This window comes from Enterobacter sp. RHBSTW-00593 (assembly GCF_013784105.1).
GTDB classification, from domain to species: domain Bacteria; phylum Pseudomonadota; class Gammaproteobacteria; order Enterobacterales; family Enterobacteriaceae; genus Enterobacter; species Enterobacter ludwigii.
Genome location: NZ_CP056393.1, coordinates 4,878,121 through 4,904,378 on the forward strand (window position 1 = coordinate 4,878,121; position 26,258 = coordinate 4,904,378).

20 protein-coding genes, 1 tRNA gene and 2 rRNA genes are annotated in these 26,258 nt (G+C 53.9%); 12 read left to right on the plus strand and 11 right to left on the minus strand.

The genetic code is table 11. The features are described 5' to 3' along the window. Window positions 1-16 precede the first annotated feature (16 nt). The 3 genes from HV242_RS23415 to HV242_RS23425 form a co-directional block, all read right to left on the minus strand. Window positions 17-2,922: ribosomal RNA gene (locus HV242_RS23415) — 23S ribosomal RNA — on the minus strand. Window positions 2,923-3,114: 192 nt separating this feature from the next. After that, window positions 3,115-3,190 (minus strand) — tRNA-Glu (locus tag HV242_RS23420). An 85-nt stretch (window positions 3,191-3,275) separates the two neighbouring features. Then, window positions 3,276-4,815, minus strand: a 16S ribosomal RNA gene (locus tag HV242_RS23425). The 16S and 23S rRNA genes sit together here with 1 tRNA gene alongside, the layout of an rRNA operon. A 476-nt stretch (window positions 4,816-5,291) precedes the next feature. Between HV242_RS23425 and HV242_RS23430 the strand changes: the two genes are divergently transcribed. After that, window positions 5,292-5,999, plus strand: coding sequence for a FadR/GntR family transcriptional regulator (locus HV242_RS23430; RefSeq protein ID WP_020882776.1), 708 nt, complete (start codon window positions 5,292-5,294; stop codon window positions 5,997-5,999). Next, window positions 5,996-7,429, plus strand: a complete 1,434-nt coding sequence (gene mdtD, locus HV242_RS23435) for a multidrug transporter subunit MdtD (protein ID WP_014172264.1) — start codon at window positions 5,996-5,998, stop codon at window positions 7,427-7,429. The genes HV242_RS23430 and mdtD overlap by 4 nt, the downstream gene beginning before the upstream one ends. Here mdtD and rbsR read toward each other — a convergent pair. From rbsR to kup, 7 genes are all read right to left on the minus strand, one after another. Then, a complete protein-coding gene (gene rbsR, locus HV242_RS23440; protein WP_072126522.1) occupies window positions 7,395-8,387 on the minus strand; it encodes a ribose operon transcriptional repressor RbsR in 993 nt (330 codons plus the stop codon). The genes mdtD and rbsR overlap by 35 nt on opposite strands. A 3-nt stretch (window positions 8,388-8,390) precedes the next feature. Beyond that, on the minus strand, window positions 8,391-9,320 hold the full coding sequence (gene rbsK, locus HV242_RS23445) for a ribokinase (RefSeq protein ID WP_050737676.1): 930 nt from the start codon (window positions 9,318-9,320) through the stop codon (window positions 8,391-8,393). 107 nt (window positions 9,321-9,427) lie between these two features. Continuing rightward, window positions 9,428-10,318, minus strand: a complete 891-nt coding sequence (gene rbsB, locus HV242_RS23450) for a ribose ABC transporter substrate-binding protein RbsB (protein WP_014172267.1) — start codon at window positions 10,316-10,318, stop codon at window positions 9,428-9,430. A gap of 27 nt (window positions 10,319-10,345) precedes the next feature. Further along, a complete protein-coding gene (rbsC, locus tag HV242_RS23455; protein ID WP_020882772.1) occupies window positions 10,346-11,311 on the minus strand; it encodes a ribose ABC transporter permease in 966 nt (321 codons plus the stop codon). Window positions 11,312-11,315: 4 nt separating this feature from the next. Further along, on the minus strand, window positions 11,316-12,821 hold the full coding sequence (gene rbsA, locus HV242_RS23460; protein WP_050737671.1) for a ribose ABC transporter ATP-binding protein RbsA: 1,506 nt from the start codon (window positions 12,819-12,821) through the stop codon (window positions 11,316-11,318). A 7-nt stretch (window positions 12,822-12,828) separates the two neighbouring features. Continuing rightward, complete coding sequence (rbsD, locus tag HV242_RS23465; protein ID WP_020882770.1) at window positions 12,829-13,248, minus strand: D-ribose pyranase; 420 nt, start codon at window positions 13,246-13,248, stop codon at window positions 12,829-12,831. A gap of 216 nt (window positions 13,249-13,464) precedes the next feature. Beyond that, window positions 13,465-15,333 carry a low affinity potassium transporter Kup gene (gene kup, locus HV242_RS23470; RefSeq protein ID WP_014172271.1) on the minus strand — a complete coding sequence of 623 codons (1,869 nt, stop codon included), beginning with the start codon at window positions 15,331-15,333 and terminating at the stop codon, window positions 13,465-13,467. 222 nt (window positions 15,334-15,555) lie between these two features. Between kup and ravA the strand changes: the two genes are divergently transcribed. Together ravA and viaA are read left to right on the plus strand one after the other, a co-directional pair. After that, complete coding sequence (gene ravA / locus HV242_RS23475) at window positions 15,556-17,052, plus strand: ATPase RavA (RefSeq protein ID WP_041162920.1); 1,497 nt, start codon at window positions 15,556-15,558, stop codon at window positions 17,050-17,052. Then, on the plus strand, window positions 17,046-18,497 hold the full coding sequence (gene viaA / locus HV242_RS23480) for an ATPase RavA stimulator ViaA (protein ID WP_014172273.1): 1,452 nt from the start codon (window positions 17,046-17,048) through the stop codon (window positions 18,495-18,497). Before ravA ends, viaA begins: the two co-directional genes overlap by 7 nt. Here viaA and asnA read toward each other — a convergent pair whose 3' ends face one another. Beyond that, window positions 18,498-19,490, minus strand: a complete 993-nt coding sequence (asnA, locus tag HV242_RS23485) for an aspartate--ammonia ligase (protein WP_063858518.1) — start codon at window positions 19,488-19,490, stop codon at window positions 18,498-18,500. A gap of 151 nt (window positions 19,491-19,641) precedes the next feature. On the opposite strand from asnA, the gene asnC reads away from it, so the two are divergent. The 8 genes from asnC to atpF all read left to right on the plus strand — a co-directional run bounded on the left by asnC (window position 19,642) and on the right by atpF (window position 26,257). Then, window positions 19,642-20,100, plus strand: a complete 459-nt coding sequence (asnC, locus tag HV242_RS23490) for a transcriptional regulator AsnC (protein ID WP_050737670.1) — start codon at window positions 19,642-19,644, stop codon at window positions 20,098-20,100. 90 nt (window positions 20,101-20,190) lie between these two features. Further along, entirely contained in the window at window positions 20,191-20,640 is a 450-nt protein-coding gene (gene mioC / locus HV242_RS23495; protein WP_050737669.1) for an FMN-binding protein MioC, read from the plus strand. 374 nt (window positions 20,641-21,014) lie between these two features. Further along, on the plus strand, window positions 21,015-22,904 hold the full coding sequence (mnmG, locus tag HV242_RS23500; RefSeq protein ID WP_032679278.1) for a tRNA uridine-5-carboxymethylaminomethyl(34) synthesis enzyme MnmG: 1,890 nt from the start codon (window positions 21,015-21,017) through the stop codon (window positions 22,902-22,904). Between the two features lie 100 nt (window positions 22,905-23,004). After that, on the plus strand, window positions 23,005-23,628 hold the full coding sequence (gene rsmG / locus HV242_RS23505; protein WP_032679279.1) for a 16S rRNA (guanine(527)-N(7))-methyltransferase RsmG: 624 nt from the start codon (window positions 23,005-23,007) through the stop codon (window positions 23,626-23,628). Between the two features lie 616 nt (window positions 23,629-24,244). Next, window positions 24,245-24,625: a F0F1 ATP synthase subunit I gene (gene atpI, locus HV242_RS23510; protein ID WP_008500194.1), complete on the plus strand. Its 381-nt coding sequence runs from the start codon at window positions 24,245-24,247 to the stop codon at window positions 24,623-24,625. An 8-nt stretch (window positions 24,626-24,633) separates the two neighbouring features. Further along, window positions 24,634-25,449 (plus strand): F0F1 ATP synthase subunit A, encoded by an 816-nt coding sequence (atpB, locus tag HV242_RS23515; RefSeq protein ID WP_014172280.1) that lies wholly within the window; start codon window positions 24,634-24,636, stop codon window positions 25,447-25,449. A 49-nt stretch (window positions 25,450-25,498) separates the two neighbouring features. Further along, on the plus strand, window positions 25,499-25,738 hold the full coding sequence (atpE, locus tag HV242_RS23520) for a F0F1 ATP synthase subunit C (protein WP_000429386.1): 240 nt from the start codon (window positions 25,499-25,501) through the stop codon (window positions 25,736-25,738). 48 nt (window positions 25,739-25,786) lie between these two features. After that, the gene (gene atpF / locus HV242_RS23525; protein WP_003862370.1) at window positions 25,787-26,257 is read left to right on the plus strand and encodes a F0F1 ATP synthase subunit B; all 471 of its coding nucleotides are present in this window, start codon (window positions 25,787-25,789) and stop codon (window positions 26,255-26,257) included. Window position 26,258 lies beyond the last annotated feature (1 nt).

Here is a 26,258-nt window from a genome sequence, read left to right on the forward strand (position 1 = left end):
ACATCTTCGGCGTTGTAAGGTTAAGCCTCACGGTTCATTAGTATCGGTTAGCTCAACGCATCGCTGCGCTTACACACCCGACCTATCAACGTCGTAGTCTTCAACGTTCCTTCAGGAGACTTAAAGTCTCAGGGAGAACTCATCTCGGGGCAAGTTTCGTGCTTAGATGCTTTCAGCACTTATCTCTTCCGCATTTAGCTACCGGGCAGTGCCATTGGCATGACAACCCGAACACCAGTGATGCGTCCACTCCGGTCCTCTCGTACTAGGAGCAGCCCCCCTCAATTCTCCAGCGCCCACGGCAGATAGGGACCGAACTGTCTCACGACGTTCTAAACCCAGCTCGCGTACCACTTTAAATGGCGAACAGCCATACCCTTGGGACCTACTTCAGCCCCAGGATGTGATGAGCCGACATCGAGGTGCCAAACACCGCCGTCGATATGAACTCTTGGGCGGTATCAGCCTGTTATCCCCGGAGTACCTTTTATCCGTTGAGCGATGGCCCTTCCATTCAGAACCACCGGATCACTATGACCTGCTTTCGCACCTGCTCGAGCCGTCACTCTCGCAGTCAAGCTAGCTTATGCCATTGCACTAACCTCCTGATGTCCGACCAGGATTAGCTAACCTTCGTGCTCCTCCGTTACTCTTTGGGAGGAGACCGCCCCAGTCAAACTACCCACCAGACACTGTCCGCAACCCGGATCACGGGTCTACGTTAGAACACCAGCCATTAAAGGGTGGTATTTCAAGGTTGGCTCCACGCAGACTGGCGTCCACGCTTCAAAGCCTCCCACCTATCCTACACATCAAGGACCAGTGTTCAGTGTCAAGCTATAGTAAAGGTTCACGGGGTCTTTCCGTCTTGCCGCGGGTACACTGCATCTTCACAGCGAGTTCAATTTCACTGAGTCTCGGGTGGAGACAGCCTGGCCATCATTACGCCATTCGTGCAGGTCGGAACTTACCCGACAAGGAATTTCGCTACCTTAGGACCGTTATAGTTACGGCCGCCGTTTACCGGGGCTTCGATCAAGAGCTTCGCGTTGCCGCTAACCCCATCAATTAACCTTCCGGCACCGGGCAGGCGTCACACCGTATACGTCCACTTTCGTGTTTGCACAGTGCTGTGTTTTTAATAAACAGTTGCAGCCAGCTGGTATCTTCGACTGATTTCAGCTCCACCCGCAGGGGCTTCACCTACATATCAGCGTGCCTTCTCCCGAAGTTACGGCACCATTTTGCCTAGTTCCTTCACCCGAGTTCTCTCAAGCGCCTTGGTATTCTCTACCTGACCACCTGTGTCGGTTTGGGGTACGATTTGATGTTACCTGATGCTTAGAGGCTTTTCCTGGAAGCAGGGCATTTGTTACTTCAGCACCGTAGTGCCTCGTCATCACACCTCAGCGTTAACAAGGAACCGGATTTACCTGGAACCTCCGCCTACATGCTTAAACCGGGACAACCGTCGCCCGGCTAACATAGCCTTCTCCGTCCCCCCTTCGCAGTAACACCAAGTACAGGAATATTAACCTGTTTCCCATCGACTACGCCTTTCGGCCTCGCCTTAGGGGTCGACTCACCCTGCCCCGATTAACGTTGGACAGGAACCCTTGGTCTTCCGGCGAGCGGGCTTTTCACCCGCTTTATCGTTACTTATGTCAGCATTCGCACTTCTGATACCTCCAGCACCCCTCACAGGACACCTTCAACGGCTTACAGAACGCTCCCCTACCCAACAACACATAGTGTCGCTGCCGCAGCTTCGGTGCATGGTTTAGCCCCGTTACATCTTCCGCGCAGGCCGACTCGACCAGTGAGCTATTACGCTTTCTTTAAATGATGGCTGCTTCTAAGCCAACATCCTGGCTGTCTGTGCCTTCCCACATCGTTTCCCACTTAACCATGACTTTGGGACCTTAGCTGGCGGTCTGGGTTGTTTCCCTCTTCACGACGGACGTTAGCACCCGCCGTGTGTCTCCCGTGATAACATTCTTCGGTATTCGTAGTTTGCATCGGGTTGGTAAGCCGGGATGGCCCCCTAGCCGAAACAGTGCTCTACCCCCGAAGATGAATTCACGAGGCGCTACCTAAATAGCTTTCGGGGAGAACCAGCTATCTCCCGGTTTGATTGGCCTTTCACCCCCAGCCACAAGTCATCCGCTAATTTTTCAACATTAGTCGGTTCGGTCCTCCAGTTAGTGTTACCCAACCTTCAACCTGCCCATGGCTAGATCACCGGGTTTCGGGTCTATACCCTGCAACTTAACGCCCAGTTAAGACTCGGTTTCCCTTCGGCTCCCCTATACGGTTAACCTTGCTACAGAATATAAGTCGCTGACCCATTATACAAAAGGTACGCAGTCACCCCATAAAAGAGGCTCCCACTGCTTGTACGTACACGGTTTCAGGTTCTTTTTCACTCCCCTCGCCGGGGTTCTTTTCGCCTTTCCCTCACGGTACTGGTTCACTATCGGTCAGTCAGGAGTATTTAGCCTTGGAGGATGGTCCCCCCATATTCAGACAGGATACCACGTGTCCCGCCCTACTCTTCGAGTTCACAGCCTGTGTGCTTTCGTGTACGGGACTGTCACCCTGTACCGTGCGACTTTCCAGACGCTTCCACTAACACACAAGCTGATTCAGACTCTGGGCTGCTCCCCGTTCGCTCGCCGCTACTGGGGGAATCTCGGTTGATTTCTTTTCCTCGGGGTACTTAGATGTTTCAGTTCCCCCGGTTCGCCTCGTTAACCTATGTATTCAGTTAACGATAGTGTGACGGATCACACTGGGTTTCCCCATTCGGACATCGCCGGGTCAAAGGTTCATATCACCTCGCCGGCGCTTTTCGCAGATTAGCACGTCCTTCATCGCCTCTGACTGCCAGGGCATCCACCGTGTACGCTTAGTCGCTTAACCTCACAACCCGAAGATGTTTCTTTCGATTCATCACCGGTTTGCGAAAATTTGAGAGACTCGAACACACATTAACTGTGTGTCGTTTCAATTTTCAGCTTGATCCAGATTTTTAAAGAGCAAATATCTCAAACGTCACCCGAAGATGAGTTTTGAGATATGTCGGCAGGTGACTTTCACTCACGAACCAGCAAGTGGCGTCCCCTAGGGGATTCGAACCCCTGTTACCGCCGTGAAAGGGCGGTGTCCTGGGCCTCTAGACGAAGGGGACACTGAAGTCTCAATCGCAAGACGCCTTGCTATTTACTTTTCATCAGACAATCTGTGTGAGCACTACAAAGGCAGGTTCTTTAAGGTAAGGAGGTGATCCAACCGCAGGTTCCCCTACGGTTACCTTGTTACGACTTCACCCCAGTCATGAATCACAAAGTGGTAAGCGCCCTCCCGAAGGTTAAGCTACCTACTTCTTTTGCAACCCACTCCCATGGTGTGACGGGCGGTGTGTACAAGGCCCGGGAACGTATTCACCGTAGCATTCTGATCTACGATTACTAGCGATTCCGACTTCATGGAGTCGAGTTGCAGACTCCAATCCGGACTACGACGCACTTTATGAGGTCCGCTTGCTCTCGCGAGTTCGCTTCTCTTTGTATGCGCCATTGTAGCACGTGTGTAGCCCTACTCGTAAGGGCCATGATGACTTGACGTCATCCCCACCTTCCTCCAGTTTATCACTGGCAGTCTCCTTTGAGTTCCCGGCCGGACCGCTGGCAACAAAGGATAAGGGTTGCGCTCGTTGCGGGACTTAACCCAACATTTCACAACACGAGCTGACGACAGCCATGCAGCACCTGTCTCAGAGTTCCCGAAGGCACCAAAGCATCTCTGCTAAGTTCTCTGGATGTCAAGAGTAGGTAAGGTTCTTCGCGTTGCATCGAATTAAACCACATGCTCCACCGCTTGTGCGGGCCCCCGTCAATTCATTTGAGTTTTAACCTTGCGGCCGTACTCCCCAGGCGGTCGACTTAACGCGTTAGCTCCGGAAGCCACGCCTCAAGGGCACAACCTCCAAGTCGACATCGTTTACGGCGTGGACTACCAGGGTATCTAATCCTGTTTGCTCCCCACGCTTTCGCACCTGAGCGTCAGTCTTTGTCCAGGGGGCCGCCTTCGCCACCGGTATTCCTCCAGATCTCTACGCATTTCACCGCTACACCTGGAATTCTACCCCCCTCTACAAGACTCTAGCCTGCCAGTTTCGAATGCAGTTCCCAGGTTGAGCCCGGGGATTTCACATCCGACTTGACAGACCGCCTGCGTGCGCTTTACGCCCAGTAATTCCGATTAACGCTTGCACCCTCCGTATTACCGCGGCTGCTGGCACGGAGTTAGCCGGTGCTTCTTCTGCGGGTAACGTCAATTGCTGCGGTTATTAACCACAACACCTTCCTCCCCGCTGAAAGTACTTTACAACCCGAAGGCCTTCTTCATACACGCGGCATGGCTGCATCAGGCTTGCGCCCATTGTGCAATATTCCCCACTGCTGCCTCCCGTAGGAGTCTGGACCGTGTCTCAGTTCCAGTGTGGCTGGTCATCCTCTCAGACCAGCTAGGGATCGTCGCCTAGGTGAGCCGTTACCCCACCTACTAGCTAATCCCATCTGGGCACATCTGATGGCAAGAGGCCCGAAGGTCCCCCTCTTTGGTCTTGCGACGTTATGCGGTATTAGCTACCGTTTCCAGTAGTTATCCCCCTCCATCAGGCAGTTTCCCAGACATTACTCACCCGTCCGCCACTCGTCACCCGAGAGCAAGCTCTCTGTGCTACCGTTCGACTTGCATGTGTTAGGCCTGCCGCCAGCGTTCAATCTGAGCCATGATCAAACTCTTCAATTTAAGTTTGATGCTCGTGAATTAAACTTCGTAATGAATTACGTATGTTCACTCAGAGACTTGGTATTCATTTAGTGTCCGAAGACATTAAGAATCCATGTCACTTTGAGTGCCCACACAGATTGTCTGATAAATTGTTAAAGAGCAGTGCCGCTTCGCTTTCGCTGCGGCGCGGGGTGTGCATATTACGCTTTCCCGCTTCAGAGTCAAGCATTTATTTTCGCTTATCTCTGTTGGTGTTCATCTCTGAACCCCGCTAACCCGGCGGCGTGTGTGCCGTTGTTCCGTGTCAGTGGAGGCGCATTATAGGGAGTTATTCTGAAGTGACAAGAGGAAATTCAAAAAAAGTTTCTGTCCGTGTTTTTTTTCACCAACAGGGGTGAAATCAAGCTACAAATTGTTCTATTTGATGTATCTGCAACCACAATAACACCCGAGGTGGCATAATTATCAGCATGAATCTTTAAGGAATAAACGCGATGCCATTAAGCGCACAACAACTGGCTGCCCAAAAAAACCTGTCGTATGTGCTGGCAGAAAAACTGGCTCAGCTGATTTTAGCGGGTAAATATGCCCCGGGGAGCATCCTGCCGGGTGAAATGGAGTTGGGTGAGCAGTTTGGGGTGAGCCGTACCGCCGTTCGCGAAGCGGTGAAAACCTTAACGGCAAAAGGCATGGTGCTTCCGCGTCCTCGCATTGGTACGCGTGTGATGCCACAGAGCAACTGGAACTTCCTCGATCAGGAACTGCTCTCATGGTGGATGACGGAGGATAACTTTCATCAGGTCGTCGATCACTTCCTGGTGATGCGCAGCAGTCTTGAACCTCAGGCCTGCCTCCTTGCCGCCACGCTCGGGACGGCAGAACAGAAAGCGCAGCTCAATGCCCTGATGGAAGAGATGGTGTTCCTGAAAAAACACTTCAACCGCGAACGCTGGATTGAGGTCGATATGGCCTGGCATGAACACATCTATATGATGAGCGCCAATCCGTTCCTGACATCCTTTGCCTCTTTATTCCATTCGGTATACCACACCTACTTTACCTCTATTACGCAAGACGAAGTGGTAAAGCTGGATTTGCACCAGGCGATTGTTGATGCCATTCAGGAGAGCGACGGGCAGCGAGCCCAGGATGCATGCCAGGCATTGCTGGCCGCGCCTACCCACCAGCAGGTACATAAATGAGAGAGAAAAAAGCGCGCAGCATGGCCGGATTGCCGTGGATTGCAGCCATGGCGTTCTTTATGCAGGCACTGGATGCCACCATCCTCAACACAGCGCTACCCGCGATTGCACAAAGCCTTAACCGATCCCCGCTGGCGATGCAGTCCGCCATCATCAGTTATACCCTGACTGTCGCGATGCTCATTCCGGTAAGCGGCTGGCTGGCTGACCGCTTCGGCACCCGCAAAATATTCATGCTGGCCGTGACGCTCTTTACGCTCGGCTCTTTGGCCTGTGCGCTGTCAACGTCTCTTACAGAGCTGGTCATCTTCCGTGTTCTTCAGGGCGTTGGCGGGGCAATGATGATGCCCGTGGCGCGTCTGGCGTTACTGCGCGCCTATCCGCGCAGCGAACTGCTTCCTGTGCTCAACTTCGTCACGATGCCCGGCCTGGTCGGCCCCATACTGGGTCCGGTTCTCGGCGGGGTATTCGTCACCTGGGCAAGCTGGCACTGGATCTTCCTGATTAATATTCCTATTGGCGTCGCGGGGCTGCTTTATGCCCGCAAATATATGCCGAACTTCACCACCCCAAGACGCCGTTTCGATATGCGTGGTTTTTTCCTGTTTGGCCTGAGCCTGGTGCTCTTCTCAAGTGGGATGGAGCTGTTTGGTGAGAAGATCGTGGCGACATGGATTGCACTCTCCGTCATCCTCGGCGGTATTTTGCTGTTCCTTCTTTATATACGTCATGCACGCCGTCACCCGACGCCGTTAATTTCTCTGTCGCTGTTTAACACCCGAACGTTTTCCGTGGGGATTGCGGGCAACATTGCCTCACGCCTGGGGACGGGCTGCGTGCCATTCCTGATGCCACTGATGCTGCAGGTGGGTTTCGGCTACCCGGCTCTGATTGCCGGTTGCATGATGGCCCCCACGGCGATGGGCTCTATTCTGGCCAAATCAACCGTCACGCAGGTGTTGCGCTGGTTTGGCTATCGTAAGACGCTGGTAGGTGTAACGGTCTTTATCGGGCTGATGATCGCGCAGTTCTCCCTGCAATCCGCCTCTTTACCGGTCTGGATGCTGATCCTGCCCCTGTTTGTGCTGGGAATGGCCATGTCGACACAGTTCACGTCGATGAACACCATCACCCTCGCCGACCTGACCGACGATAACGCCAGTAGCGGCAACAGCGTGCTGGCAGTGACTCAGCAGTTGTCGATCAGTCTGGGGGTGGCCGTCAGTGCGGCGGTGCTGCGGTTTTATGAAGGTTTTGACAGCGCGAACACCGTCGAACAGTTTCACTATACCTTTATTACCATGGGCGCACTCACCGTCGTGTCGGCGCTGGTCTTTATGCTGTTAAAACCCAAAGATGGCCGCAACCTGATCAAAGAGCGCCACAAAGCAAAGGCTAAACCGAACCCCGTTCCATCAGAACAGGAGTAAGCTGCAGACGTTGCTGCTGCAGGCCGGGCTCGGCCATTCGGTGGATAAGCACATCGATGGCCAGCTCGCCCAGTTCATCTTTTGGCTGATGAATCGTGGTGAGCGGCGGCGTCATGTAGCGGGCCAGTTCAATGTCATCGTAACCAATCACCGCCATATCGTGTGGAACACGCAGCCCCGCCTGATATAACGCCTGGTACGCGCCAAATGCCATCGCATCGTTGCCGATAAACACAGCCTGCGGACGCTGCGCTTGCGACAGCAGTTTCTGCATAGCTTCAAAGCCGCCGTTAAATTCGAAATCACCGGTAATACGGTAGCCACCCGGAACAGTAAGCCCCGCCCGCGCCATCGCAGAAAGATACCCCTCAAGACGCAAGCGCGCCGGGGTTTTATCCAGGGGGCCGGTAATGCAGGCGATGCGGGTATAGCCTTTATCGATCAGATACTGGGTGGCCATGTCACCCCCCAGCAGCGAGTTATCCTGAATGAGATCGCTGGTACCGTCGAACGGCGCCCAGTCCATCATCACCGTGGGAATAGAAGGGTAGCGCTGAATAATCTCTTTCGAGGGCTGATGTGTTTCGGTACACAGCAGCAGTAACCCGTCGACGCGTTTTTGCATCAGCGTCTCCAGGTTGCGGTTCATTCGCTGCTCATCCCCTTCGGTATTGCACAGCACCAGGCTGTAACCACGCTCGAAGCAGCTGCGTTCGACACCGCGAACAAGTTCAGAATAAAAGGGGTTGGTACTGGCGGTGATCAGCATGCCGATGGTGCGCGTCTGGTTGAGCTTGAGGCTGCGCGCCAGCGCGGACGGCGCATAATTGAGATCTTTAACCGCGGCTTCGACTTTCTCCCGAATCGCCTCGCTAACGAAGCGATCGTTATTAATGACGTGGGAGACTGTCGACGTAGAAACGCCCGCCTGGCGGGCGACATCTTTCATTGTGGCCAAGCGTTACCCCTGCTGACTTAAGAATTCATCAATCTCTTTACGCCACGGAACGGAAGGCTGAGCACCTTTGCGCGTTACGGCAATCGCCGCGGCGGCATGGGCAAAGCGGATAGCATCATCCATTCTCTTGCCTTCCAGCAGCGCAGTCACCAATGCACCGTTAAAGGTATCTCCCGCCGCGATGGTATCAATCGCCTTAACCTTAAAGCCCGGCACGCGACGGCCTTCCCCGTTTACGCTGGCCCACACTCCACGACTGCCAAGGGTAATGATAACGGTGCCGATGCCTTTATCGTGCAGCACTTTCGCCGCCCGCGCGGCGTCGTCATCATTTTCAACGCGAACGCCTGTCAGTTTCTCCGCTTCAGTTTCGTTCGGGGTAATGATATCCACCAGCACCAGCAGCTCGTCTGATAATACCCGCGCAGGCGCAGGATTGAGTACGACAGTGGTATGATTTTGATGCGCTATCGCTGCGGCCGCCAGGACGCTTTCAACGGGTGATTCCAGCTGCATCAGAAGCGCTTCGGCATTCGCGATGATCTCGCGCTGCGCGTTCACCCGCTCAGTGGTCAGCGCGGCGTTAGCCCCCGCATGAATACCGATGACATTCTCACCTTCCGCGTTGACGAAAATCAGCGCCACGCCGGTTGATTCCCCTTCGACAACGCTGACAGGCGCAATATCAATGTTATCGCTGGCCAGCTGTTTGCGTACGCGCTCACCGGTATCGTCATCACCTGTGCAGGCAATAAAGGCGATCTTCGCCCCACTGCGTCCTGCGGCGACGGCCTGGTTGGCGCCCTTACCGCCGAATGCCACCTGATACTGATTACCGGTGACGGTTTCGCCCGGTGTCGGGAACGATTCAAGGTTAAGAATGTGATCGGCATTGATACTGCCAAGGACGACAAGATTGCCTGCGGTTTTCATGGTTGAGGTGTCCATCTGAGAGCGCCACCGGTGTGACCCGGTGGCGTATGCCACACTTTTCTTTATAGGGTGTCCCTCAGGCAGCCAGCGACTGCCTGATTCGCCTTTTACTGCTTGATGACCAGTTTCAGGTCAACAGGATATTTGGCCTGAACTTTTTCGCCCTTCAGCACTTTATCAGCAGTCTGCACGCCCGTTGCGCCGATCTGCTCAGGCAGCTGAGCGATGGTCGCCGCCAGTTTGCCATCTTTTACTGCTTTTTCACCATCCGGCGTGCCGTCAAATCCGACAACCATCACATCAGATTTACCAGCGGTCTGCAGAGCACGCAGCGCGCCCAGCGCCATTTCGTCGTTCTGTGCGAACACAGCCTGCACGTCAGGGTGCGCGGTCAGCAGGTTCTGCATCACGTTCAGACCTTTCGTGCGGTCAAAGTCAGCAGGCTGGCTGGCCAGTACGTTAAATTTGTGCGCTGCAACAGCCTGCTGGAAGCCTTCACCACGCTCACGCGCCGCTGACGTACCGGCAATACCCTGCAGTTCGATAACTTTCGCGCCTTCACCCGCTTTCTTCGCGATGTAGTCACCCGCGATTTTGCCACCCAGTACGTTATCAGAAGCGATGTGGCTGACTACGTCGCCTTTCGTCGCCTGACGGTCAAGGGTGATGACCGGGATCTTCGCCTGGTTTGCCATCTTCACGGCGTTACCCACGGCGTCAGAATCCGTTGGGTTGATCAGCAGGATTTTGGTGCCACGTACGGTTAAGTCCTGAACGTTTGCCAGCTCTTTCGCCGGGTTGTTCTGAGAGTCCAGCACCACCAGGTTGTAGCCCAGTTTGTCAGCTTCTTTCTGTGCTCCGTCCTTCAGAGAGACGAAGAACGGGTTGTTCAGCGTGGAGATAACCAGCGCGATGGTGTCTTTCGCCATTGCGTTAGCACTTACGGTTGCGCTCAGCGCGACAGCAGAAACCAGGGTAGCCAGTTTTTTCATGTTCATATCTAAGATGTCCTGTAGTGTCGTCAGTTACTGTTTTTTGTTGTCTACCAGAACCGCCAGCAAAATCACCACTGCTTTAACGATCATCTGGTAATAGGAGGAAACACCCAATAAATTCAAACCATTATTCAGGAAACCAAGGATCAGTGCGCCGATCAATGTCCCAACAATGCGACCTTTACCGCCCGCAAGACTCGTACCGCCCAGAACGACTGCCGCAATGGCATCCAGCTCATACCCCGTCCCCGCCGTTGGCTGCGCTGAAGAGAGGCGCGCCACTTCGATGATGCCTGCCAGAGAGGCCAGCAGACCACACAGCGAATAGACGATGATTTTGACTTTATTGACGCTGATCCCGGACAGACGCGTTGCCGCTTCGTTACCGCCCAGCGCATAGATATAACGACCCAGACGGGTGTGATGCAGCATGTACCACGCCGCGAGGAAAACGATAGCCATGATCCAGACCGGCGTCGGGATACCCAGCGGACGACCAATACCGAACCAGCCAAACAGATCGGCGTTATCCGTAAAGCCGGTATTTACCGGACTGCCGTTGGTATAAACCATGGTGACACCGCGCAGCAGGAGCATCATGACCAGCGTCGCAATGAACGCCTGAACGCGACCTTTCGCCACAATCACACCGGTCACGGCACCAATTGCCGCCCCAAGTGCCAGCGCAGCTGCAACGGCCACCAGCGCGTTGACCTCAATCCCTACAATTGAAGCCGCAACCGCACCGGTGAGCGCCAGCAGGGAACCGACGGACAGATCGATACCCGATGTCAAAATCACCAGCGTCATCCCTACCGCCATAATGGCGTTAACCGACGTCTGCTGAAGAATATTGAACAGGTTATTAACGGTAAAAAAGTTTGGGCTCATGGTCGAAACAATCGCGATCAACACCAGCAGGGCAATCAGCGATTTTTGTTCCAGCAGCCATGCCTTTGTGAAATAACGGCGACCAGAAACAGCCTGGGTAGTCATCTTCTTACTCCTGATTCACGCGATTAAGCTTGCCCACAGCGGCAGCCATCAGAACTTCCTGGGTGGCCTGCTCGCGAGTGAATTCACCACCGAGATGCCCTTCATGCATGACGATAATGCGATCGCTCATGCCTAATACTTCTGGCATCTCGGAAGAGACCAGAATGATGCTCAGGCCGTCGGCCTTGAACTGGTTAATCAGCTGATAGATCTCTTTCTTGGCCCCAACGTCCACGCCGCGGGTTGGCTCATCAAGGATCAGCACTTTCGGGCGCGTCATCAGACCGCGTGCAATGGCCACTTTTTGCTGATTACCACCGGACAACAGACCAATCGCCTGCTCCATCGACGGCGTTTTAACGTTGAAGAGACGGATAAAATCGCTGACCGCCTGCTGTTCATCTTTGTGCTTCAGGCTGCCACCGCTGCGGCTGAAATAGCGCAGGGCAGTAAGCGACATGTTCTCTTTTACCGACATCCCCAGTACTAAGCCGTCACGCTTGCGGTCTTCGGAGATATAGACGATGCCGTTTGCCAGGCCATCCTGTGGAGAGCGAGTCACCACCTCATGACCGTCGAGCGTGACATAACCGCTGGTACGCGGCAGTGCGCCATAGAGCACTTTCATCAGCTCGGTACGGCCTGCCCCCATTAACCCCGCCACGCCAAGGATCTCTCCCTGGCGCAGGGTAAAGGTGACATCGTTCACGCCCGGGCCACAGAGGTTGTCCACCTTCAGGCGGATCTCACCCGGTACTTTGTCCAGATGCGGATACTGGTCTTCGAGCTTACGTCCCACCATCATTTCGATAAGGGTATCTTCGGTCAGCGTGGCGACTTCGCGCTCGGCAATGAATTGCCCGTCGCGGAAGACCGTTACGTCGTCGCAGATCTCGAAAATCTCTTTCATACGGTGAGAGATATAGACAATCCCGCGTCCCTGCGATTTCAGCTCGCGGATAACGCGGAATAAAGATTCGGTTTCGGTATCGGTCAGCGCGTCCGTCGGTTCATCCATAATGATGACCTTCGACTCAAAGCTCAGCACCTTCGCGATTTCAACCATTTGCTGATCGCCAATGGAGAGGTCGCCCACCAGACGGTCGCTCTTGAAGCGCAGGTTTAGCTTCGCCAGCAGTTTGTCCGCTTCGGCATACATCGTTTTCCAGTCGATTTTGCCAAACCGGTTAACGAACTCACGTCCGAGGAAGATGTTTTCCGCAATGCTGAGCTGCGGGATCAGGTTCAGCTCCTGGTGAATAATACCGATCCCCGCATCCTGGGAGGATTTCGGGCCGTTGAACGTGGTCTCTTTACCCAGCCACAGCAGCGAGCCGGCATCGCGTTGATAGATACCGGTCAGCACTTTCATCATGGTGGATTTGCCGGCCCCGTTTTCGCCCACCAGCGCCATTACGCGTCCGGGATAAACGTTCAGTGCCGCGCCAGAGAGGGCTTTTACGCCCGGGAACGCTTTATCGATCCCTTTCAGTTGCAGTAATGCGTCCATGATGGCCTCAGAAGGTGACGCCAGCACAGAGAATGATATTCGCATACGGGGAACACTCCCCGCTGCGAATCACCGCCTGACTGTCTGCGGTTTGTTGTTTGAATTGCTCGTGCGTTGTGTAACGAATTTCTATGGTGTTTCCCTGGTGTTGTTGCAGTTGCTCAATGTGGCTGAGCAACGTTTCGTGGAGTTGCGGATTATGGTGTTTAATTTCCGTCGCGAGAATGGCCGCCTCAACCTGCATCTCCGCCGTCACCACGTCCAGTACCTGCATAAACGAGGGCACGCCCTGCGTTAACGCCATATCAATACGGGTTGTGCTGCGCGGAACCGGTAAGCCTGCATCGCAAACCACCAGCGTATCGGTATGCCCAAGACGGGAAATAACCGATGAGATTTCTGCGTTAAGAACGGTGCCTTTCTTCATTTTCTTGCTCCACTAGCGAAACGTTTCGCTGAAATCAGTTTAGTCTTAACGGTGTTCAGAAAACCACCATGACATAACAGATTTGTGATCGGCGTCGAAACGTTTCGCTACGTGAAATGAGAAGGCGATAAATGCAAAAACGGTAACCCTTTGGTTACCGCTTTTTTAGGGTTGCACCCTCTCCATCCAGGAGAGGGCATCAGGCCACACGAGGACCTAGATTTCGACCTGCGTTCCCAACTCAATCACACGGTTAGGCGGGATCTCAAACTGGTCAGGCGCGCGAAGGGCGTTACGCTGCAGGATAAGGTACAACTTGCCGCGCAGACGCAAATACCAGGGGCGCTTGCCAATAATCAGCGACTCGTGGGACATAAAGAACGAGGTCTCCATCATGCGACAGCTCAGTCCTTCCAGACCGCAGCGATGGAACACCTCTTCGACGTTTGGTGTCTCACGCCAGCCGTAGCTTGCCACTACGCGCCAGAAGGTCGGCGACAGTTGCTCGATTTGCACGCGGCGGACATTGTGGACATACGGGGCATCTTCGGTGCGCAGGGTCAGCAGGATCACGCGCTCGTGCAGCACTTTGTTGTGCTTGAGGTTATGCATCAGCGCAAACGGGATAACGTTCAGCGCACGCGACATATACACCGCGGTGCCCGGCACGCGTACCGGCGGCGATTTCTCCAGCGAGGCAATCATAGCCTCCAGGGAGTTACCGTGCTCATGCATACGGCGCAGAAGGCGGAAACGTTCGCTTTTCCACGTGGTCATGACAATGAACATCACCAGACCGAGCGTCAGCGGCAGCCAGCCACCGGAGACAATCTTGTCGAGGTTGGCGGAGAACAGCGGCACGTCAATGCACAGGAAGCCGACCAGAATCATCATCACGAGGAATTTGTTCCAGTGCCAGTTTCGGTACGCTACCGTGGTGGAGAGCAGCGAGGTCAGTACCATCGTACCGGTTACCGCAATACCGTACGCCGCCGCCAGGTTGCTGGAGTGCTCGAAGCTGACGATGACAATCACCACGGCGAAATAGAGCAGCCAGTTGATGAACGGAATGTAAATCTGGCCCGACTCCATCTCGGAGGTATGGATAATGCGCATAGGCGAGAGATACCCCAGACGCACGGCCTGACGCGTCAGAGAGAACACGCCTGAAATTACCGCCTGCGAGGCAATAACGGTCGCCAGCGTCGCCAGAATCAGCATGGGCACCAGCGCCCAGTCCGGAGCCAGCAGGAAGAATGGGTTCTTAATCGCCTCCGGGTTTTGCAGCAGCAGCGCACCCTGGCCGAAATAATTCAGCACCAGCGACGGCAGGACCACTAAAAACCACGCCACGCGGATAGGCAGTTTCCCGAAGTGCCCCATATCGGCATACAGCGCCTCAACACCGGTGATGGAGAGCACGACGGCACCGAGCGCAACGAAGGAAACCACTTTGTATTCCAGGAAGAAATGCACGGCCCAGTAAGGGTTCAGCGCATGCAGCACATCCGGGTTAGCAATAATGCTGCGTAAACCGAGTGCCGCCAGGACCAGGAACCAGGCCAGCATAATCGGAGCGAACAGCTTGCCCACCAGCCCGGTGCCGTGCTTCTGGATGATGAACAGCAGCGTCAGAACAAGGATCGCCAGCGGAACAACCCATGAATCAAGCTGTGGCGCGATAATCTCCAGCCCCTCTATCGCCGAGAGAACCGAAATCGCGGGCGTAATGACAACTTCCCCATAGAAGAAGCTGCCGCCAATCAGGCCGATAATGACCAGCACCGACGTCATTCTGGCGGAGGTATTCCGCCCGGCAAGGGACATCAGAGTCAGGATCCCCCCTTCACCGGCGTTATCTGCACGCATAACGAAGGAGAGGTATTTCACTGAAACCACCAGGATCAGCAGCCAGAAGATGAGGGACAGGAAGCCAAAGACGGCATCGCGCTCAACACCAAAACCAAACTGACCGGACAGACATTCACGAAGCGTATAAAGCGGGCTGGTGCCGATATCACCGTAGACAACCCCGATCGCCGCAAGCGTTATTGCGGGTAATGATTGCTTATTATCAGTGCTCATAGACTAGTCTTTTCGTTTAAATAACAAATGTGTGCTTAGTCCCTTGGCCCACAAAAAGCGCACAGTATGCACGATTCAATGCAAAATCGTACCCCTAAATGCAACCGCATTAATGTAGCGCAAAGAAAATAGCGCCGCACTTCAGTCTATTACCAGCCCTGACTGAAACGTCTATACTCGCTTCAATTGGCCGCCACGACGGCGAAAGGATGCAAAACTATTATGGCTCACTCACATTTAATAGCAGAAAGAATTTCCCGCCTCAGCGGCGCGCTGGAAAAAGGCCTTTTCGAGCGTAGCCACGCCATTCGCCTCTGTTTACTGGCAGCGTTGAGCGGCGAAAGCGTCTTTCTGCTTGGACCTCCGGGCATCGCCAAAAGCCTGATTGCCCGCCGGCTGAAATTTGCCTTTCAGAACGCCCGCGCTTTCGAATACCTGATGACCCGCTTTTCCACCCCAGAAGAAGTTTTCGGCCCGCTTTCCATTCAGGCGCTGAAAGATGAGGGGCGCTATCAGCGCCTGACTGAGGGGTATCTTCCGGAAGCGGAAATTGTTTTTCTTGATGAGATCTGGAAAGCGGGGCCGGCTATTCTGAACACCCTGCTCACGGCGATAAACGAACGCCGATTCCGCAACGGTGCCAGCGAAGAGAAAATCCCGATGCGCCTGCTGGTGGCGGCCTCTAACGAACTCCCGGAAGCCGACAGCAGCCTTGAAGCGCTGTATGACCGCATGCTGATCCGCCTGTGGCTCGACAAAGTGCAGGATAAATCCAACTTCCGCTCGATGCTGATCAGCCAGCAGGATGAGAATGAAAACCCGGTCCCCGCTTCGCTGCAGGTCACGGATGAGGAGTATTACCAGTGGCAGGAGGATATCGGCAAAATCACACTGCCGGATTCGGTGTTTGAGCTGATCTATCTGCTGCGCCAGCAGCTCGATTTACTGCCTTCTGCGCCGTATGTCTCCGACCGTCGCTGGAAAAAAGCGATCCGCCTGCTGCAGGCCAGCGCCCTGTTCAGCGGCCGCGATGCCGTTGCGCCAATCGATCTGATCCTTTTAAAAGATTGCCTCTGGCACGACGCGGAAGGCATGAACCTGATGCAGCAGCAGCTTGACGTATTGATGACCGGACACGCCTGGGGCCAGCAGTCGATGCTCAACCAGCTCGGGGCGATTGCCCAACGGCGTATTCAGCTGCAGCAACAACAAAGCGACAAAACAGCGCTGAAAGTAAACCGCCTTGGCGGCATGTTCGCCCGCAAAGCGCATTATGAGCTGCCGTCCGAACTGACCAGTACAACGCTGACGCTCCTGCTTCAGCAGCCCCTTAAGCTGCATGACATGCAGGTGGTCCATATCACCGTGGAGCGAGAGCCACTGGCTCAGTGGCTTGATAAGGGCGGGGAGATCCGCGGCAAACTCAACGGCATCGGTTTTGCCCAGCCGCTGACGCTGGAAGTGGACAGCAGCCAGCATCTGGTGATCCGCGACGTCAGCCTGCAGGGATCGCGTCTTGCGCTTCCGGGAACCGCCTCTGACAGCGTGCCGGAAGAGATTAAACGCCAGCTTGAAGCGCTGGATACGGAATGGCACCAGCAACATACGCGCTTCAGCGAGCAGCAAAAATGCCTCTTTATTCATAGCGACTGGTTAGGTCGCATCGAAGCCAGCCTGCAGGATGTCAGCGCGCAGATCAAACAGGCTCGTCAATGCTAACGCTGGATACGCTTAACGTCATGCTGGCCGTCAGCGAAGAGGGATTGATCGAAGAGGTGGTCATCACCCTTCTGGCCTCCCCGCAGCTGGCGGCTTTTTTTGAAAAATTCCCGCGGCTCAAAAAGGCGATGACCGACGATCTCCCGCGCTGGCGCGAAAACCTGCGTCAGCGGTTCAAAGAGACCGAAGTCCCCCCTGAATTAACTGACGAGGTGGCCTGCTATCAGCAGTGCCAGCGGCTCTCTACGTCACAGTTTATCGCCCAGCTCCCGCAAACCCTGACGTTACTCGACACGGTACACTCTCCGTTTGCCAGCCAGGCGCGAGCGCTGGTCACGGATAACGCCACGTTTACCCCCGCGCTACACACCCTCTTTTTACAACGCTGGCGCCTCAGCCTGGTGGTGCAGGCCACAACGTTGAACCAGCAGTTGCTGGATGAGGAGCGTGAACAGCTGCTTAGCGAAGTGCAGGAACGCATGACCTTAAGCGGTCAGCTGGAGCAGGTGCTGGTGGAAAATGAAAACGCCGCCGGGCGTCTTTGGGATATGAGCGCTGGTCAGCTGCGGCGCGGAGATTACCAGCTCATCGTCAAGTACGGCGATTTTCTGGCACAGCAGCCAGAGCTGATGAAGCTTGCCGAACAGTTGGGTCGTTCACGGGAGGCCAAATCGGTCCCAAAGAAAGATGCCCCAATGGAGACCTTCCGCACCCTGGTCCGTGAACCGGCCACCGTGCCTGAGCAGGTGGATGGGCTCCAGCAAAGCGACGATATTTTGCGCCTGCTGCCCACGGAGCTGAGTACCCTGGGGATGACTGAGCTTGAGTACGAGTTTTATCGCCGGCTGGTGGAAAAACAGCTTCTGACCTACCGGTTGCATGGCGAAGCCTGGCGTGAAAAGCTCAGCCAGCGCCCGGTCATCCATCAGGATTTTGACGAACAGCCGCGCGGGCCCTTTATTGTGTGCGTGGATACGTCCGGCTCGATGGGAGGGTTTAACGAACAGTGCGCGAAAGCGTTCTGCCTGGCTCTGATGCGCGTGGCGCTCGCCGATCGACGTCGCTGCTTCATCATGCTCTTTTCCAGCGAAGTTGTGGGGTATGAACTGACCCATCAGCAGGGTATTGAGCAGGCGATCCGCTTTTTAAGCCAGCGCTTTCGTGGCGGTACCGATCTGGCCAGCTGTTTTCGAAGCATCGTTGAGCGGATGCAGGGCGGAGACTGGTATGACGCTGACGCCGTGGTCATCTCCGATTTTATTGCCCAGCGGCTACCGGATGACGTGGTGAATAAAGTGAAGGAGCTACAGCGAGTGCACCAGCACCGTTTCCATGCTGTGGCGATGTCTGCCCATGGAAAGCCCGGCATCATGCGCATCTTCGATCATATCTGGCGCTTTGATACCGGGTTACGTAGCCGCCTGCTAAGACGCTGGCAGCGCTAATTACAGAAGAGATTCAACGCGATCGCGTACCTGTTGTGGCCAGACACCGCACTGCACCTGACCAATATGAGGCAGCTGCAACAGCAGCATGGTCAGACGGGACTGGCCAATACCGCCGCCAATGGTCTGCGGCATCTCTCCGCGCAGCAGCGCCTGGTGCCACTCCAGCGTGAGGCGATCTTCATCCCCGGTCAGTGCCAGCTGACGCTTCAGGGCGTCAGCATCCACGCGGATCCCCATTGAAGAGAGCTCGAACGCATCTTCCAGCACCGGGTTCCAGACCAGAATATCGCCGTTCAGACCGGTGCGTTCGCCTTCACCCGTCGTGCTCCAGTCATCATAATCCGGCGCACGCACATCATGGCGTTTACCGTCAGACAATTTGCCGCCAATCCCGATCAGGAACACAGCACCCAATTCTTTGGCGATCGCACGCTCACGGCCTTTGGCATCCAGATCGGGATAACGGCTCAGCAGTTCCTGGCTGTGGACAAAGTGGATCGATTCCGGCAGGAACGGTGCCAGACCAAACTCTTTGCTCACTGCCGCTTCGGTCGCTTTGATCCCGGCGTAGATCGCCTCAACGGTGGATTTCAGCGTACCGACGTGACGCTCGCCATCGCCCATGACGCGCTCCCAGTCCCATTGATCGACGTAGACAGAGTGCATTGGCGTAAGACGGTCTTCATCGGGGCGAAGGGCTTTCATGTGCGTGTAAAGCCCTTCGCCCGCGCTGAAGTCGTGTTGTCCCAGGGTTTGACGTTTCCACTTCGCAAGGGAATGCACCACTTCGAACTGGGCGTCTGGCAGTGTTTTCACTTTCACCTGTACCGCTTTTTCGCATCCAGAAAGGTTGTCCTGCGTCCCGTCACCCACGCGGCTGAGAATGGGCGCCTGGACTTCGATCAGACCAAGCTTGTCTTCCAGCTGACGTGAAAAATGGGATTTAACGAAGCTGATCTGGCGTTGTTTTGCGATGTAAGCGGTTTTCATTATTTAGACTCCTGCGTCCTGTTGATAGAGATTAAGCAACAGAAATGGCCTGTTATTCAATAACCCATCAACAAAAAGCCATCTTCACTTTTGATTCATTAAAATAAGGCGCTAGAATAGAGAGATTCATTAATGCTCATAAGAAAAAGCTATGGAAAATTATCAGATCGATAATCTGGACCGCGGCATCCTGGAGGCCTTAATGGCCAATGCACGTACTGCCTATGCGGAACTGGCGAAACAGTTTGGCGTCAGTCCGGGCACAATCCACGTCCGCGTGGAAAAGATGAAACAGGGGGGGATCATTACCGGCGCACGTATCGACGTCAGCCCTAAGCAGCTGGGTTATGACGTCTGCTGCTTTATTGGCATTATTCTCAAAAGTGCCAAAGACTATCCGTCAGCCCTGGCGAAGCTCAACGCGCTTGAAGAAGTCACGGAGGCGTACTACACCACCGGGCACTACAGTATCTTTATAAAGGTGATGTGCCGCTCCATTGATGCCCTCCAGCAGGTACTTATCAACAAGATCCAAACAATTGATGAAATTCAGTCCACTGAAACATTGATCTCCCTGCAGAACCCGATCATGCGTACCATCCGCCCCTGATCGGGCAAATTCATTCCCACATTTTCCACAGGTAGATCCCAGCTCGTTCACAGCGTACAATGAGCCCCTCTTTATTTGAGCGAGCGATCAATGGCGGACATTACCCTTATCAGTGGCAGCACCCTGGGCGGCGCGGAATACGTTGCGGAACATCTGGCTGAGAAGCTGGAAGACGCGGGCTTTTCCACCGAAACACTGCACGGCCCGTTGCTTGACGATCTCCCGACTGATGGGGTCTGGCTACTGATCACCTCGACGCACGGCGCAGGCGATCTGCCGAATAATCTGCAACCTTTATATGACGAACTGCTGGAACAGCAGCCTGACCTGTCAAACGTCCGTTTTGGCGCGGTGGGTATCGGCAGTCGTGAATATGACACCTTTTGCGGTGCAATAGAGAAAGTCGAAGCCGCTGTGACTGCCTGTGGGGCAAAACAGCTGGGTGAAACACTGAAGATCAACATCCTCGATCATGACATTCCGGAAGATCCAGCGGAGATCTGGCTGGGTGAATGGAAAAATTTACTCAAAAACGATTAAAGATCGCGCGAACAGATGTGGATAACTCTGGTTAAAAGCTCGTATTAAGCGGTAGTTATCCAAGTTATAACTCTGAGGCTGTTTTGGCCCTGTGTATAAAGTCGCGATCTGATCCCAGCTTATACTGGCCAGGATCACCGATCATTCACAGCAAACGATCCTTTCTAACTGCATGATCTTCATCGTGAGATCGGGCTTATCCACAGAGGTACTCGATCCTAATAAGAGATCACAATAGAACAGATCTCTAAATAAAAAGATCTTCTTTTTAATAGCCCAGGATCCCAATGCTTTCTCGAAAGACTAAAGTTGAGTAGAATCCACGGCCCGGGCTTCAATCCATTTTCATACCGCTTTACGCGAGGCAGACCACCATGTTTTATCAGGATCCTTTTGACGTCATCATCATTGGCGGGGGTCATGCAGGCACTGAGGCCGCAATGGCCGCAGCGCGAATGGGTCAGCAGACCCTACTTTTGACACACAATATCGACACGCTGGGACAAATGTCCTGTAATCCGGCGATTGGCGGCATTGGGAAAGGACACCTGGTAAAAGAAGTGGATGCACTTGGCGGCCTGATGGCGAAAGCGATCGATCATGCCGGCATCCAGTTTAGGATACTAAACGCGAGCAAAGGTCCCGCTGTGCGCGCTACTCGTGCTCAGGCAGACCGCGTGCTTTACCGTCAGGCGGTACGTACTGCCCTGGAGAATCAGCCAAACCTGATGATCTTCCAGCAGGCGGTAGAAGATCTTATCGTTGAAAACGATCGCGTTGTGGGTGCCGTAACCCAGATGGGCCTCAAGTTCCGCGCGAAAGCCGTCGTACTGACTGTCGGGACCTTCCTGGATGGCAAAATCCATATCGGTCTGGATAACTACAGCGGTGGCCGTGCTGGCGATCCGCCGTCCATTCCGCTGTCTCGTCGTCTGCGTGAACTTCCGCTGCGCGTCAGTCGCCTGAAAACAGGCACGCCACCGCGTATTGATGCGCGCACCATTGATTTCAGCGTGCTGGCACAACAGCACGGTGATAACCCCATGCCGGTGTTCTCGTTCATGGGCAATGCGGCTCAACATCCGCAGCAGGTACCGTGCTACATCACGCATACCAACGAAAAAACCCATGACGTGATCCGCAATAACCTTGACCGCAGCCCAATGTACGCTGGCGTGATCGAAGGGATCGGCCCGCGTTACTGTCCGTCGATCGAAGACAAAGTGATGCGCTTTGCCGATCGTAACCAGCACCAGATCTTCCTGGAGCCGGAAGGACTGACGTCAAATGAAATTTACCCGAACGGCATCTCCACCAGCCTGCCGTTCGATGTGCAGATGCAAATTGTTCGCTCAATGCAGGGTATGGAGAACGCGAAAATCGTTCGTCCTGGCTACGCTATTGAGTACGATTTCTTCGATCCGCGTGACCTGAAGCCAACCCTGGAGAGCAAATTCATCCACGGTCTGTTCTTCGCCGGCCAGATTAACGGCACGACCGGTTACGAAGAAGCTGCCGCTCAGGGTCTGCTTGCCGGTCTGAACGCAGCACGCTTCTCTGCGGAGAAAGAGGGCTGGGCACCTGCGCGTTCTCAGGCTTATCTGGGCGTGCTGGTCGACGATCTTTGCACCCTGGGTACCAAAGAACCGTACCGTATGTTTACCTCTCGCGCGGAATATCGCCTGATGCTGCGCGAAGATAACGCCGACCTGCGTCTGACCGAAGTGGGTCGTGAACTGGGTCTGGTGGATGACGAACGTTGGGCGCGCTATAACGAAAAACTGGAACGCATTGAGCAGGAACGTCAGCGTCTGAAAACCACCTGGGTGAATCCACAGGCGGAAACCGCTGCAGAAGTGAATGCTCACTTAACTGCGCCGCTTTCGCGCGAAGCCAGCGGCGAAGACTTGCTGCGTCGCCCTGAAGTGACCTACGAGAACCTGGTGAAACTGACCGCGTTCGCGCCTGGCCTTGAAGACGCTGAAGCGGCTGAACAGGTTGAGATCCAGGTCAAATACGAAGGTTACATCGCGCGTCAGCAGGATGAGATTGAAAAACAGCAGCGCAACGAAAATACGCTGCTGCCGGAAATGCTGGACTACCGTCAGGTGACGGGGCTTTCCAATGAAGTGATCGCCAAGCTGAACGATCACAAGCCTGTGTCGATCGGTCAGGCGTCCCGTATCTCCGGTGTCACACCTGCCGCGATTTCGATTCTGCTGGTGTGGCTGAAAAAGCAAGGTATGCTGCGCCGTAGCGCATAATATCCAGTGCTTTTGGCGGGTGGCGCTTCGCTACCCGCCCTGCTAATTCGTAGGCCCGGTAAGCGCCACCGGGCAATTTATGTCTAAACAGGTACCCACTGTGCTCAATAAACTCTCTCGTCTGCTGGAACAGGCAGGTATTTCGCTCACCGATCACCAGAAAACTCAGCTGGTGGCCTATGTCGATATGCTGAACAAATGGAATAAAGCGTACAACCTGACGTCTGTTCGAGACCCCAACGAGATGCTGGTTCGTCATATCCTCGATAGCATCGTGGTTGCGCCGTATCTTAAAGGGGAGCGCTTTATCGATGTGGGCACAGGTCCTGGCCTGCCGGGGATCCCGCTGTCGATTGTCCGCCCTGAGAGCCATTTCACGCTGCTGGACAGCCTTGGCAAACGCGTCCGTTTTTTACGTCAGGTACAGCATGAGCTGAAGCTGGAGAATATCGCCCCTGTACAGAGCAGGGTAGAGGCGTTCCCCGCGGAGCCACCGTTTGACGGTGTTATCAGCCGCGCGTTTGCGTCGCTCAATGATATGGTGAGCTGGTGTAAGCACTTGCCTGCACAAGATGGCCGCTTTTATGCCCTGAAAGGGCAGTTGCCGGGCGATGAAATTGAACAGCTTCCGGAGGGTTTTGCTGTCGAATCCGTTGAGAAATTAAACATTCCTCAGCTTGAGGGTGAACGCCATCTGGTGATAATTAAGCCAAACAATTTTTAAATATTTAATAAAAATTGTGGAATTCGTGCTGTTCTGACCATGTTAAATAACAGCACAAATTCTCGGGTTTTACCGAAGAGAGTTTAACCTCTGTGTTACTAAGGTTTTTCTAACGGTTAACGTAACAGCCATTGTTCAGCATGAAGATAGTCAACATCGAAAATATCAGTCTGCTAAAAGTGGAATACGGCAACCAGAATCGAATGTTAAATATTTATTAAGAATGTCAATAAAAGGTTTTTATTGTATACCGGGCTGTTTTGAAAATAGTTACGATAATTTGTCTTTAATTTCATAAAGATGAAATAAACCGATTTGCGTCTTTGATAAATACACCCTTATCGCAAATGTGTATTTTGTGATCTCGTGCACGCTTTGTAGCCAACGTTTTCGCGCTGTTTGCAGTTTTGGTCGAAGGTCGTGGCTTTCAGGAAAAGTTAAAAAATAGCGGCGGGGAAAAATATTTAAACATTTATTCACCTTTTCGCTACTTAATGTTTGAAATCACGGGTGCGCACCGTATAATTTGACCGCTTTTTGATGCTTGACTCTGAGCCTTAAAGGACGTTTTATACGACACGCGGCATACCTCGAAGGGAGCAGGAGTAAAAACGTGATGTCTGTGTCGCTCTTGAGTAGAAACGTTGCTCGTAAGCTTCTGTTCATTCAGTTTCTGGCTGTGATAGCAAGTGGACTGCTGTTTAGCCTCAAAGACCCCTTCTGGGGCATCTCCGCCGTGTGCGGGGGTTTGGCGGTTGTTCTGCCAAACGTATTATTTATGATTTTTGCCTGGCGTCATCAGGCGCATACACCCGCCAAAGGCCGTGTGGCCTGGTCCTTCGCTCTCGGTGAAGTGTGTAAGGTGTTGCTGACCTTTGCTCTACTGGTGATGGCGCTGGCGGTTTTGAAAGTGGTATTCATGCCGCTGATAGCAACGTGGGTTTTGGTGCTGGTGGTACAAGTTCTGGCTCCAGCTGTAATCAACAACAAAGGGTAAAAGGCATCATGGCTTCAGAAAATATGACGCCGCAGGATTACATAGGTCACCATCTGAATAACCTTCAGCTGGACCTGCGTACATTCTCGCTGGTGGATCCGCATAACCCCCCGGCCACCTTCTGGACGATCAACATCGACTCCATGTTCTTCTCGGTCGTTTTGGGTCTTCTGTTCCTGGCCATGTTCCGCGGTGTTGCGAAAAGAGCGACCAGCGGTGTTCCAGGGAAATTCCAGACGTTCATCGAAATGATCATCGGCTTCGTCCATGGCAGCGTCAAAGACATGTACCATGGTAAGAGCAAGCTGATTGCTCCGCTGGCCCTGACCGTGTTCGTTTGGGTGTTCCTGATGAACCTGATGGACCTGCTGCCAATCGATTTCCTGCCGTGGATTGGCGAACATGTCCTCGGTCTGCCAGCACTGCGCGTGGTGCCGTCCGCTGACGTGAACATCACCCTGTCGATGGCGCTGGGCGTGTTTATCCTGATTCTTTTCTACAGCATCAAAATGAAAGGCGTAAGCGGCTTCGTGAAAGAGCTTACCTTGCAGCCGTTCAACCACTGGGCGTTTATTCCGGTCAACCTGATCCTGGAAGGCGTTAGCCTGCTGTCCAAACCTGTTTCACTGGGTCTGCGACTGTTCGGCAACATGTATGCGGGTGAGCTGATTTTCATTCTGATCGCGGGTCTTCTGCCGTGGTGGTCACAGTGGATTCTGAATGTGCCTTGGGCCATTTTCCACATCCTGATCATTACGCTGCAAGCCTTTATCTTCATGGTTCTGACGATCGTCTATCTGTCGATGGCGTCTGAAGAGCACTGATTTTTTACCAACACTACTACGTTTTAATTGAAACAAACTGGAGACTGTCATGGAAAACCTGAATATGGATCTGCTGTACATGGCTGCCGCTGTGATGATGGGTCTGGCGGCTATCGGTGCTGCGATCGGTATCGGCATCCTCGGGGGCAAATTCCTGGAAGGCGCAGCGCGTCAACCTGATCTGATTCCTCTGCTGCGTACTCAGTTCTTTATCGTTATGGGTCTGGTGGATGCTATCCCAATGATCGCTGTAGGTCTGGGTCTGTACGTGATGTTTGCTGTCGCGTAGTAGTAGTTTTAAAACCCTAAGCCACAGATATTAAAGAGGTATTGTGCTGTGAACATGAACGCAACAATCCTCGGCCAGGCCATCGCGTTTATTCTCTTTGTCTGGTTCTGCATGAAGTATGTATGGCCGCCTTTAATGGCTGCCATCGAAAAACGTCAGAAAGAAATTGCTGACGGTCTGGCTTCTGCAGAACGCGCTAAGAAAGATTTGGACCTTGCACAGGCCAACGCGACAGACCAGCTGAAAAAAGCGAAAGCGGAAGCTCAGGTTATCATCGAACAGGCTAACAAACGCCGTTCGCAGATCCTGGACGAAGCCAAAGCTGAAGCAGAACAGGAACGTACTAAGATCGTGACACAAGCTCAGGCTGAAATTGAAGCTGAGCGTAAACGTGCTCGCGAAGAACTGCGTAAGCAGGTTGCGATTCTGGCTGTTGCTGGCGCCGAGAAGATCATCGAACGTTCCGTGGATGAAGCTGCTAACAGCGACATCGTGGACAAACTTGTCGCTGAACTGTAAG